At 41.3% G+C, this 12,569-nt stretch carries 8 protein-coding genes; 2 read left to right on the plus strand and 6 right to left on the minus strand.

The genetic code is table 11. The features are described 5' to 3' along the window. Positions 1-79: 79 nt before the first annotated feature. Positions 80-226, minus strand: a complete 147-nt coding sequence (locus tag R2Q84_RS10985) for a hypothetical protein (RefSeq protein WP_316816590.1) — start codon at positions 224-226, stop codon at positions 80-82. A 452-nt stretch (positions 227-678) separates the two neighbouring features. Next, on the minus strand, positions 679-3,294 hold the full coding sequence (gene cphA / locus R2Q84_RS10990; RefSeq protein WP_316816591.1) for a cyanophycin synthetase: 2,616 nt from the start codon (positions 3,292-3,294) through the stop codon (positions 679-681). A gap of 272 nt (positions 3,295-3,566) precedes the next feature. Here cphA and R2Q84_RS10995 point away from each other — a divergent pair, with 272 nt between their 5' ends. Both R2Q84_RS10995 and R2Q84_RS11000 read left to right on the plus strand, forming a co-directional pair. Next, a complete protein-coding gene (locus R2Q84_RS10995) occupies positions 3,567-4,442 on the plus strand; it encodes a cyanophycinase (RefSeq protein WP_316816592.1) in 876 nt (291 codons plus the stop codon). A 5-nt stretch (positions 4,443-4,447) separates the two neighbouring features. After that, positions 4,448-5,290 (plus strand): isoaspartyl peptidase/L-asparaginase, encoded by an 843-nt coding sequence (locus R2Q84_RS11000; protein WP_316816593.1) that lies wholly within the window; start codon positions 4,448-4,450, stop codon positions 5,288-5,290. On the opposite strand, the gene R2Q84_RS11005 is transcribed toward R2Q84_RS11000, so the two are convergent. The 4 genes from R2Q84_RS11005 to R2Q84_RS11020 form a co-directional block, all read right to left on the minus strand. After that, positions 5,291-6,379, minus strand: coding sequence for a PepSY-associated TM helix domain-containing protein (locus tag R2Q84_RS11005; protein ID WP_316816594.1), 1,089 nt, complete (start codon positions 6,377-6,379; stop codon positions 5,291-5,293). 3 nt (positions 6,380-6,382) lie between these two features. Beyond that, the gene (locus R2Q84_RS11010; protein WP_316816595.1) at positions 6,383-8,734 is read right to left on the minus strand and encodes a TonB-dependent receptor; all 2,352 of its coding nucleotides are present in this window, start codon (positions 8,732-8,734) and stop codon (positions 6,383-6,385) included. 318 nt (positions 8,735-9,052) lie between these two features. Further along, positions 9,053-11,365 carry a Tex family protein gene (locus R2Q84_RS11015; protein ID WP_316816596.1) on the minus strand — a complete coding sequence of 771 codons (2,313 nt, stop codon included), beginning with the start codon at positions 11,363-11,365 and terminating at the stop codon, positions 9,053-9,055. 149 nt (positions 11,366-11,514) lie between these two features. Continuing rightward, entirely contained in the window at positions 11,515-12,501 is a 987-nt protein-coding gene (locus R2Q84_RS11020) for a pyruvate dehydrogenase complex E1 component subunit beta (protein WP_316816597.1), read from the minus strand. Positions 12,502-12,569: the final 68 nt, after the last annotated feature.

A 12,569-nucleotide genomic window follows, 5' to 3' on the forward strand; every position in this document is an offset into this window, starting at 1 on the left:
CGCCGACAAACTATAACACTGTATTATTTGTTAATTGTCCTTAACTCACTATTTGTCAGATAGAAAAACTTTAGGCTGCTTAAAAAACATCGTATCTTGCAGCTCCAATGACAACGGAAGCATGGGGCGACAAGCGCAGCCAGCCCTGGTCAGCGGCCCGATCGATCCTGCCTGGGTACGGTTTGGAACAAACAGGTAGATTCCAGGTACCTTCTAGGTACATCATAGGTACCTCATAGGTGTAAACACATACGAAGTACCTGGAAGGTACCACTGAGGTCCGAATGATCTGCCAACGCATACCAGACCAAGCTCCACCAAAACAAATAACAACACACTCATTAACAAACAATTAATTAACAACATCTTCCCCACGTGTCCTTCACAAAAAAGGAATTGTTTATCGCTGTGAGCTGGAAGAGGCGTGAATAAGATGTAAAAAACCAGATATTGCCAATTTGTATCAGGTATAAACTCCTGTATATAGTATATATATACCAATAGAGATTCGGCAATTTTTAGCACAAAAAAAACCTGCAGTAAAACTACTGCAGGGCTATACCTAAATTTAACTACTGTTAATGCAAAAACCAGGTACAAGTTATAAAAAATACGGGTTTGGTAGGGATTTGTACAACCTATCCCCACCTTAAACACGAGTGGATGCCACTTTTTTATCTATACACCCAACTCCTTATCCAGATATTCTGAAACCTTTTCTACTGCGCTATCTATTGTACCGCTCAAAATGGTGATAAACGATCCCCATTTCGCGGTAGCAATTAAGTATTTCAGACAGTCATCCCCATTGTTATTGATGATGATCTCCATATCTGGCTTGACTTCGGTAATCCCTTCTATTAAAATATCGATCAGGTCTTGCTGATTACTTCCACGAAGGTACTTTTCCTGGCAGATCATGATCTTATCGAACATTTGTGCAGAAATACGTGCCGTTTCTTTAATGTCTTCTCTCCTTCTGTCGCCAGTAGCACAAATTACACCAACATGCTCTGTGGCCTCAATAGATTTCAAATAGGTTTTAATTCCATTGAATCCATTTGCATTATGCGCAAAATCGACCATTATTTTGAATTCCTTAAACCTGAATGTATTCATTCTGCCAGGAGTTTGTGCTGCTGAAGGGATAAATGTTTCGAGTGACATACGGATATCTTCAATTTTGTAGCCCCATAAGAAAGTAGCCAACGTAGCAGCAAGCACATTTTGAATCATAAACTCAACGCTACCACCAAAGGTTAAAGGAATATGACTTACCTTTTCGACCCTTATTTTCCAATCGCCTTTTTTAATAGTTATATAACCATTCTCGTAAACTGCTGCAATACCACCTTTTTTACTATGCTCTGCAACGGCAGGGTTATTTTCGTCCATACTGAAATAAGCCACATTGCAATCTGCCTTTGCCGCAATTTTAAGACAATACTTATTGTCGGCATTTAACACTGCCCAACCACTTCTTTTTACAGCGCCAACGATAACTGCTTTTACCTTTGTCAGATCGTCCAGTGTATGAATATCTGATATGCCCAGATGATCTTCCTGTATGTTGGTGACCACACCAATGTCGCAATGGTTAAAGCCCAAACCCGCCCTTAAAACTCCTCCACGTGCTGTTTCCAGTACGGCAAACTCTACCGTAGGATCTCTCAATATAAATTCAGCGCTCACAGGGCCTGTGGTATCACCTTTCATCAACATCGTATTCTGAACATAAATACCATCTGAAGTGGTAAAACCAACCCTGGTACCATTACTTTTTACAATGTGGGCGATTAGCCTGGTTGTAGTTGTTTTTCCGTTAGTACCTGTTACTGCAATAATCGGAATCCTTGCCGATTTACCCGGAGGGTAAAGCATGTCTATTACCGGGGCTGCGACGTTTCTTGGCAGGCCTTCGCTTGGCGCAAGATGCATCCTGAAACCAGGTGCTGCATTTACCTCCAGTACCACACCACCGTTTTCAGGAAGTGGTTGCGTAAGGTTTTCGGCCATAATATCTATACCACAGATATCCAGTCCGATTACCCTCGAAATACGCTCACAGATAAATACATTTTGTGGGTGTACCAGGTCTGTTACATCAATAGAAGTACCTCCTGTACTTAAATTAGCTGTAGATTTCAGGTAAACGATCTCGCCGTTTGCCGGAACAGTTTCTAATGTGTAGCCTTTCTTTTCCAAAAGATCTAACGTGTCCCTGTCAATTCCTATTTCAGTTAAAACATTCTCATGTCCATACCCTCTTCTAGGATCTTCGTTTTCTTTGTCGATCAATTCCTGTATGGTACTCTGACTGTTTCCTTTTACATGAGCCGGGACACGGAGTGCCGCAGCAACCATTTTATGGTCGATCACTAAAACCCTGAAATCATATCCTGTAATAAACTTTTCAATGATGATTTTACGGGAATAGCTTTTCGCATATTCAAAAGCCGCATAAGCAGCTTCTTCAGTTTGCACATTAATAGATGCGCCCTTTCCGTGATTTCCATCAAGGGGTTTAAATACCAGGGGATAGCCTACTTTTTTTATGGCATCCGGCAGGTCCTCAATAGCAGAAATGGTTACGCCTTTTGCGACAGGAATTGCAGAATCCTTTAAAATTCTTTTGGTCTCGTCCTTATTACAGGCGATATCAACTGCAATGCTATTTGTCCTTTCGGTCATGGTTGCTCTAAAACGCACTTGATTTTTGCCATAACCAAGCTGTACCAGTGAGCTCTTATTTAATCTGATCCAGGGAATATCTCTGGAAATTGCCTCATCGACAATAGATCCAGTGCTTGGCCCGAAACGTTCTATTTCCCTCAATTCGCGCATACGCTGTATATCGGCTTCCAGATCATATTCCTGATTGTTGATGAGTGCTTCGGCAATTCTTACTGACGCTTCCGCGGCATATACTCCGGCTTTTTCTTCAATATAACTAAATACAACGTTATATATACCCTCGGTTTTTGTCTGCCTTGTCCTACCGAAACCAGTGTCCATACCAGCGAGGGTCTGAATTTCGAGCGCAATATGTTCGATGACATGTCCCATCCAGGTTCCTTCTGCGATACGTGCCAGGAAGCCTCCGGGCTCACCTTTTGAACAACGATGTGTGTATAAACTAGGGATCAATTGAGCGATACGCTCCCCAAATCCTTCGATCACATTTGTTGGCCGTTGCTCCATCTCTTCTAGATCCAGACGCATCTGGATTAATTTTTTCCTGTTAATTGACCATATATTCGGTCCGCGGAGCACCTGTATGCCTAAAATATTCATGCTGAAAATTATTTTTTTGTGTTGATTGTGACCATATTACGGGAATCACCTAAGGGTATCTTGATACGGTCAAATGGAGAGATTAAAGTATACATATTTTTCTGGATCTATACTATGCCATATCAGAATGTTTATATCTATTTATTTAGGTCAAAATACACATCGAATGTTAAGTAAAAGTTAAGATTAAAGTGTGTTTTTATTAATTTAAAAATGCTGATGTTAAGCCGAATGACCATATATTTGGAAAAAAAGGAAATTAAAGCGGCGAGATGACTCCAAAAGGGAAATTAATAATTATAGGTGGCGCAATAGATACAGGTAGTTTCACCGAAACTACATTTGGATTGCCACAAAACATGAACTTTTTTGAAAGAGGTATTTTAAAAAGGATTACTACAGAATCACTAATGGGTACAGCATCTCGTTTTGAGATCATCACTACGGCATCTTTAATACCTGAAAAAGTAGGCGTAGAATACATCAATGCTTTTGCACAGCTTGACGTTAATAATGTAGGTGTGCTGAGCATCGCTAGTCGTGAGCAGGCTAACGCCAAAGAAAACTGCGCACGTGTAGAGGCTGCAGATGTGATCATCTTTACCGGGGGTGACCAACTGCGTTTATCTTCCATTTTTGGAGGAACTGAGATTCACCGGATTTTACTGGAAAAATATCAGAACGAGCCTATTGTCATTGCAGGAACCTCTGCCGGAGCAGCTGCAAGTTCAAAAAATATGATTTATCAAGGTAGCAGTAAGGATGCCTTATTAAAAGGTGAAGTAAAAATTACAGGCGGACTGGGCTTTATTGATGGTGTAATTGTAGATACCCATTTTGTTCAGAGAGGGCGCATCGGCAGACTTTTATATGCAACTGCGAGCAACCCTGGCATATTGGGGATAGGATTAGGAGAAGATACTGGCCTCTATATATCAAATGGCAATATGATGGAAGCGATCGGATCGGGTATGGTGATTCTTGTTGACGGCAGAAACATGTCGGACACCAACCTGACGGATGTAGAAATGGGACAACCAGTATCTATAAGTAATATGACCGTACATACCATGTCGGACGGAGACGTATATGACCTTAACCTCCATCACCTTACCATTCATCATCCAAGATCAATTTCAATAGATTAACCATAATGAAGATTATTATTCATGGGGGCTTTTTCAGTGAGTCGGCAACCAACCAGGAGACTAAAAAAGCCAAACAGGATGCACTGGCAAGTATTGCAGTACAATCCTATACTTATCTAAAAACCCATACCGCGCTGGAAACTGTTGTTTTTGCGACAGCACTGCTGGAAGACAATGATCTTTTTAATGCCGGCCTCGGCTCACAAATACAAAGCGATGGCAAAGTAAGGCTTAGTGCTTCGCTAATGGATGGCATGACGCAAAAGTTTAGTGGCGTAATCAATATTGAAAACGTGCAGCACCCCATACAGGTATCGGAAAGACTACTTTCTTACAATGACCGCGTACTCAGTGGAGAAGGTGCATTGACATTTGCCCGTAACAATGGTTTTGAATTCTATGATCCCATTACTCCGCAACGTCAACGGGAATACGAAACAAAAAGAGAAGAATCTTTGCGCAAAGGAACCGTGGGTTGTGTTGCTTTAGATCAACATGGCAACCTTGCTGCAGCTACATCTACTGGCGGTAAAGGATTCGAAATTCCATGTCGTGTTAGTGACTCGGCAACCGTGGCGGGTAACTTTGCCAATCAGCATGCAGCTATTTCCTGCACTGGTGTTGGCGAGGATATTGTGAGCGCAGGACTGGCCACAAAAATTGTTACACGTGTAACGGACGGTTTCACCTTAAAGGCTGCCTGCGATAAATCATTTCAGGAATTAGCAATCATTGATGGTTTCGCCGGTGTTATCGGCATCGCTGCCAATGGAGAGGTTTACCATACAGATTCCCATCCTTATATGGTTTGGGCCGCATTTGACGGAGCCTTAAAAGTTTTTAGCTAATCAAAGAATTCGTCTTTTATGTTTACGCATTTTCTTCAACCAGATGATTAATCCAGTGACCGGAAGACTAGCAGAGATGAGACTGGCGGCACAAGCTACAAGCTTGCCGAATAACCCAAACAGGCGACCAGTATGAAGGTCATAATTTGTAGCCTCTACCAGGTCTGCTCCATTAAAATCCTTATAAAGTTTTGCCCTGATTAGCTGGCCATTGGCCTCATCAAAGAAAAACGTATTCTGATTACGTGCCCAACGATAAGGATAAATCAATCGAAGTCTAAGCTCTCCTCCTTTTCTTACGGAAAAACTTGTTGACAAAGCACCGGGGTATTTCTGCGTTATGTCTTCGTACAACTTATTGTAACGTTTAGCTAAAGGATCAATCACAACCGGCTTAGCCGAATCAATCGTTTTACCGCTTGAAAGTTTTGATCCTGTAAAAAAGCTTGCGGCCATTTTTACTTCTTTGAAAGCAAAAAACAATCCAGTTAGTGAAATGACAAGTAATATCCCTGACGCATAGAAGCCAAGCACATTATGGAGGTCATAATTTACTCTTTTAAAGGATCCTTTCCATTTAATGTTGAGAGATTGCTTAATTAAACGACGCTGAGCGGGAAACCAAAGAACTAGTCCCGAAATCAGCATGATTACAAAGATCACTATTGACCAGCGTTGAATGAATTTGCCTGTCTCCCCTAACAATAAGGTCATGTGAATTTCCTTTGTAGTATCCAACCAATCGTGTGAACCTTTATAAACCAATCTCCCATTATAGGGGTCAAAATAGTAAGTCTTCTTTTTCGATCCTATTTCTACAGTGGCGTTTGGCTGATTATTATTAACCCTTATTACACCGATCTTTTCTCCAGGTGCAATCTTTTCAAAGTTTCTGATGAGCTTATCAACTCCTACAAAGGGCTTGTCCTGCAAGGGAACGTACAATCGTTCTTTTTGAGTGGCTGCCCTGATCTCTTCTTCAAAAACATATATACAACCAGTGATACTAACTATAAATACAATGAGGCCGGTACCTAAGCCCAACCACAAGTGTATTTGTCTGATGATATCTTTAAATCTCTTATGCATTCATTAAAAGGAATAACCAACAGCGAGGTTAAATCTGCGTCCGTTTCCTCTCACGTAGTTGATACCGCTACCGTAAAATTGAGAAATACTTGGATAATAAGTTTTATTCAAGACGTTTTCAACACCGAGATTTACCCTCAGTGAAGGAATAAACTGATAACCCGCAGCCAGATTAAACAAATCGAAAGCGCTCACAGGTCCCTCGCCAATTAAGTACTTACCACTGGCATTAGGCTTAAATTTATCTCTACTGCCAATTCTCATCCAGTTTACATCGATGAGCAATTTTTCAATTCCTGAGTATTTTAGATACGCCGTTGTTTTTGATGGTGGTATTCTTGTTGTGTTTAAATAAACGTCCTTAGGGCCATCAAACTTCCCGTCATCGTCCACATCACCTTTTCCTTCCACCTTTGCGTAATTTCCTCCTATGGTCAATGATTCCAACAGTTGATAATCCGCCTGAATTTCGTATCCATAAACCCTTTCAGGAATTCTCTGTGAAATATATTTACCATTAACTTCTAATAGATTTGCCCCTAGTTTTGAGGTACTGTAATAATAAGCTGCGCTTAAGTTAAATTTACCCAGGTTACTACTGAATCCGCCCTCATAGTTATTTACGATAATTGGCTTGGTTTCTAACTGAGCCAGCGTATTACTTTCCGCAGCCCTGAGTACCCTACCCAATTCAAATACCGAGAACGATTGTGCGTAACTGATGAAAGGATTAAAAAATTTAAATTTAGAATACCTTGCTCCAGCGTTAAATACAAGTGCATTGTAATTTAAAGTCCCTCCTTTTACAGCGATGCTTCCTTCTCCGTTTGCTCCTGTTGCCAGGGTATTGAAGTCATCCACATCAATATTGATGTTCTCCATTCTAGCGCCAGCTTTCAGCGTCAGGTCCGTAAATAGATTTGCTGAGGCCTGAAAATAAGGCGCAAAATTTACCATATTCATTTTTGGCACCCAACTTCTACCATCTACCAGGTTTTGTGCAGTTTTATCATTCATCAAATCCAATCCGTAATTGACCTGCATTGGAACAAGGTGACTAATCCTGAATGGCGTGTTCAGACTTACCCTTGCACCTTTTTTAGTAGAAACAATAGCCGACTGTCCACCTTCATAAAAGGAAGCGGAGTTCGAATAAATAGTATAGAAATCCTGATAATACACATTTGCTGTCAAGTCTGTGTTTCCGAATATCTGTTGATTGGTATACTGGAGATTCGCATTGTGATTAAAACGTGTTCCTTCATCTACACCTAACCTGGTTCCAGCCACACCTATTGCAGGAGTAGAACCATAAACACCAGCTTTAGTAATATACCTTGAATCCTGTCTTGAACTAAAATAATTGTACATAAGCTGCAACCTTTGTTTGGCAGTAATGTCGTACCCTAACTTTACAAAACCATTATACGACTTTGTTTCTCCCAAACCGTATTCCGGAGAAATGACCAGGCCTTCTGCATCACGAAACACGCCCGTTTTTTCGAACATGCCACTCACAATGTAGTCGAACTTGTTAACGCGCCCGTAAAATTGCTGAGTTGCGCGATAGCCAACAGTACTATCTCCTTTAAGATTACCTGTTAAGCCTATTTGTGAATATCCACCAAACTCCTTTCCAGTGTTTGCTTTCTTGGTAATGTAGTTAATTAATCCCCCTTCAGCGCCATTACCATATATAGCAGTAGCACCTTTAATCACTTCTACACGTTCAATCACAGAAGGATCAATACTTCTGATATCTCTTCCTCCTGCTCTTAATGGCGTAGACTGAGGGATACCATCAATAAGCACCAGCACATTTCTTCCTCTTAAAGTTTGCCCCGAATTTCCGGTCTGATTGGTAGAAGCACCAAGCCCAGGCACACTATAGGACAGAATATTTGCTAAATTAGGGCTGATAATAGATTGTGTCGCTATATCTTTTGCGGTAAGCACAGTAACGGATGATGGTGTTTGAGCCAGAGACTCAGCTCTTCTACTCGCAGAAACAATCACTTCATGCAAATCTGCATTCGCTTCTGTCAAAATGAAATCAATGGCTGATACATCGTCTGCTTTCACTGATACTTGCTTTTCCTGTACCTTATATCCGGTAATAGATACCTTTATGATTTGGTTCCCTACAGGTACTCCGGTTAAAACGAATTTTCCAGATTTGTCTGAAGTCGACTTTATTTTTAGTCCTTTTACCTGAACATTCGCAAAGGGCACAGCCTGCATCAAGCTATCTGTAACTGTTCCATTTATGGTACCTTTTGTATTTTGAGCAAACAGGTATAAGGGAGAGGTTAATAAAAGAAATAACAGCGCGATGTTAATCTGGATATCTTTCATCAGAGTCAAGTTTATTTGCGCGCAAATATAGGTCTATTTAGAATTAATACAAATAAAAACAAACGAAGTTTAACGAAATATTTGCCGAATTCACCACTAAAATCATGCGAATGACCGACGACGGAAGCCGTGAAGATTAATATAGAAATGCAAGGATTAAAAAAAGAACGAGGAATATAAAACAAAAGGCAGGAGTCCAACCCCTGCCTTTTGTTTTTCGCGCTTAAAAGAAAATCACCTTCTCAGAAGAGACCTAAGGCGCTTTTGCTTCTTCAGCAAAAGATGCCAGGCTCTGAAGAGAACGGTTATTTTCTCCTATTACTTAAACATATTTTTCAATGCTTCCAATTTCAACTGCAAATCACCTTCAGGAAGTGCTTTTTCCTTTTGTCCACCTTTATGCTGTGGTTTTGAAGGCTTACCATGTTGATCAGATCGTAAAGCACCTGCCTGTTTTTTCGACCTGTCAGCATTCCCTCTATGATCGTGTTTTGCTTTAGCAACCAACTCCTTTTTCATAGATAAAGAAATCCGCTTTCTCGCCACATCCACCTCGACAACTGTAACTTCTACCTTTTGGTGTACTTTTACCACCTCATTGGCATTAGAAACGAACTTGTCCGACATCTGGCTGGTATGTACCAAACCATCCTGGTGCACGCCTATATCCACAAAGGCACCAAAATTCGTAATATTCGTTACAATACCCGGCAATTTCATTCCTACCTTCAGGTCGGCAATTTCATTTACCCCATCAGTAAAGCTGAATACCTCGAACTGTTCCCGCGGATCTCTACCCGGTTTTGCAAGCTCCGCAAGAATATCATTCAACGTAGGCAAGCCGATATCCTCACTCACATATTGCTGAGGTTTAATCTGCTTTTGTAATGCTGCATCTTTAACCAGCTGGTTTACGCTACAATTTAAATCTCGAGCCATTTTATGCACCAAAGCGTAGCGCTCCGGATGCACTCCACTTGAATCTAAGGCCGCTTCCGCATCTCTGATTCTAAGGAACCCTGCCGCCTGCTCAAATGCTTTGTCGCCCAAACGAGGCACTTTCTTTAAACTCTCCCGGTTCTTAAATGCACCGTTCTCATTACGATAATTAACGATGTTCTGAGCCAGTTGCGGACCTAAACCAGATACATAAGCCAGCACCTGCTTAGAAGCTGTATTTAATTCTACACCCACAGCATTCACACAACTCATTACCGTATCATCCAACGAAGCCTGTAATTTGTTCTGATCAACATCATGCTGATATTGTCCTACGCCTATCGACTTAGGATCAATTTTTACCAGTTCGGCCAATGGATCCATCAACCTGCGGCCAATAGAAACCGCTCCCCGAACAGTAATATCCTGCGTAGGAAATTCTTCTCGGGCCACTTCAGAAGCTGAGTAAATTGACGCGCCATTTTCACTCACCATCACCACGACAATACCAGGGATATTCAGGCCACGAACAAATACTTCCGTTTCGCGACCTGCCGTACCATTACCGATAGCTACAGCTTCAATTTCATATTTAGTGCAGAGCTCCATGATTTTGTCGCCCGCCTTTCTAACATTCCCTTGTCCCGTATGGGGGAAAATGGTTGTATTTTCTAATAATTTACCCTGCCTATCCAGGCATACCACCTTACACCCTGTTCTGAAACCAGGATCTATAGCTAGTACATTTTTTTGTCCCATTGGAGCCGCAAGTAATAACTGCCGGGCATTTTCTGCAAATACTCGAATCGCTTCTTCGTCAGCTTTTTCTTTAGACAGGTTACGTATTTCTGTTTCCATTGCCGGGCCCAGTAACCTTTTATAACTGTCTTGTACTGCCAGTTTAACTTGTTGTGCGCAATCGTTATTACCTCTAACAAACTGACGTTCCAGAATCACGATTGCTCCTTCTTCCGCAGGCATAGCTTCCAGCTTCAGGATACCTTCGTTTTCTCCCCTGCGTATAGCCAGTACCCGATGCGACGGTGCTGTTTTCAGCGGCTCTTCCCAGTTAAAATAGTCTTTATATTTGATCCCCTCTTCTTCCTTTCCCTTAACAACAACGGATTTAAAGGCAGATTTCTGTTGGAAGTAATTCCTCATCGATGTTCGGGCTTCGACGTGCTCATTTACCATTTCGGCAATGATATCTCTTGCTCCTGCCAAGGCATCGGCTAGTGATCCTACACCCAACTCATCATTTAAAAACTTACCAGCCTCCGTTTCGGGCGATATCTTGCCTTGTTCCAGGATTAATAAAGCCAATGGTTCCAATCCTTTTTTTCGCGCTTCTGACGCTCTGGTTTTACGTTTTGGCTTATATGGTAGATAAATATCCTCTATGGTTGCGATATTTTCGGCGGCATTGATCTGCGCCTCCAATTCAGGACTCAGCTTATCCAACGCAGCAAGGGCCTTTAAAATAGCATCCCTACGCTTATCCAGCTCTCTTAATTGCTGAAACCTATCGCGGATGCTTGCAACCTGCACTTCATCCAAACTTCCCGTAGCCTCTTTACGATACCTGGAAATAAAAGGAACAGTTGCTCCCTCATCCAGTAATTCAATAGTAGCGATAACCTGCTTTTCCGTTACTGCCAGCTCGGCAGCAATGATTTTAGAATGATTGCTCATTTATTTTTGTTTGATCTCCCAACGTACAATTGCAGGCAAAATTAACCCTAACAATTGACATCTCAAATAAATATATTGTTAACAAAAAATCCTGCCGGTATTACCGACAGGATCCTATATCATAATGTGCTCACAAAAGAGACAATAGCTTATTTATTCACGTACAATACTTCCTTTACTGCTTTAATAACTTTCTCTGCGTTTGGCAAACTTGCAGCAATAAGTGTTGGCGCGTAAGGTAATGGTACATCTGCACAAGTAACACGCTGAACTGGCGCGTCTAAGTAATCAAAAGCATTCTTTTGAACGTTAAATGCAATTTCAGAAGAAATTGAAGCCAATGGCCATGCTTCTTCTACAACTACCAAACGGTTGGTTTTCTTAACAGACTCAATAATTGTTGCGTAGTCAATAGGACGTACAGTACGTAAATCGATTACTTCAACATTGATTCCTTCTTTAGTCAACTCTTCAACTGCCGGGTTTACTACACGGGTAAGCATTTTACCGAAAGTTACGATGGTCACATCAGTGCCTTCCTTAACGACATTCGCTTTACCGATTGGCAGGTAATATTCCTCTTCAGGAACTTCACCTTTATCACCATACATTACTTCAGACTCCATAAAAATAACCGGATCCGGATCTAAAATTGCTTGTTTAAGCAAACCTTTTGCTTCGTATGGGGTTGAAGGAACTACCACTTTTAATCCCGGACAGTTTGCATACCAGTTCTCGAAATTCTGAGAGTGCTGAGCACCTAACTGACCAGCATTACCTGTTGGGCCACGAAATACAATTGGAACAGGAAACTGTCCACCGCTCATAGACAACATTTTAGCTGCACCGTTAATGATCTGATCTATAGCAACCAGAGAGAAATTAAAGGTCATAAACTCTACAACCGGGGTCAATCCGTTCATTGCAGCACCTATTGCTATACCGGCAAAGCCCAACTCAGCGATTGGTGTGTCAATCACACGTTTATCGCCAAACTCATCAAGCATACCCTGACTAACTTTATAAGCACCATTGTATTGCGCAACTTCCTCGCCCATAAGGAAAACGTTTTCATTTTTACGCATTTCTTCGCTTAAGGCTTCACGCAAAGCTTCTCTAAATTGAATCTCTCTCATTGTATATTCAAATATTAACTGCGACAAATATAAGTATTGTAATGCAATTATAAAGTAGTGTTTTAATT

Source organism: Pedobacter nyackensis, from assembly GCF_032678475.1.
GTDB classification, from domain to species: Bacteria; Bacteroidota; Bacteroidia; order Sphingobacteriales; family Sphingobacteriaceae; genus Pedobacter; species Pedobacter nyackensis_A.

Excerpts from the sequence above, each read along its gene's own strand:
- cphA (WP_316816591.1), bottom strand. The coding sequence starts at position 3,294 with ATGAATATTTTAGGCATACAGGTGCTCCGCGGACCGAATATATGGTCA.
- R2Q84_RS11020 (WP_316816597.1), bottom strand. The coding sequence starts at position 12,501 with ATGAGAGAGATTCAATTTAGAGAAGCTTTGCGTGAAGCCTTAAGCGAA.
- R2Q84_RS10985 (WP_316816590.1), bottom strand. The coding sequence starts at position 226 with ATGATGTACCTAGAAGGTACCTGGAATCTACCTGTTTGTTCCAAACCG.
- R2Q84_RS11005 (WP_316816594.1), bottom strand. The coding sequence starts at position 6,379 with ATGCATAAGAGATTTAAAGATATCATCAGACAAATACACTTGTGGTTG.
- R2Q84_RS11010 (WP_316816595.1), bottom strand. The coding sequence starts at position 8,734 with ATGAAAGATATCCAGATTAACATCGCGCTGTTATTTCTTTTATTAACC.
- R2Q84_RS10995 (WP_316816592.1), top strand. The coding sequence starts at position 3,567 with ATGACTCCAAAAGGGAAATTAATAATTATAGGTGGCGCAATAGATACA.
- R2Q84_RS11015 (WP_316816596.1), bottom strand. The coding sequence starts at position 11,365 with ATGAGCAATCATTCTAAAATCATTGCTGCCGAGCTGGCAGTAACGGAA.
- R2Q84_RS11000 (WP_316816593.1), top strand. The coding sequence starts at position 4,448 with ATGAAGATTATTATTCATGGGGGCTTTTTCAGTGAGTCGGCAACCAAC.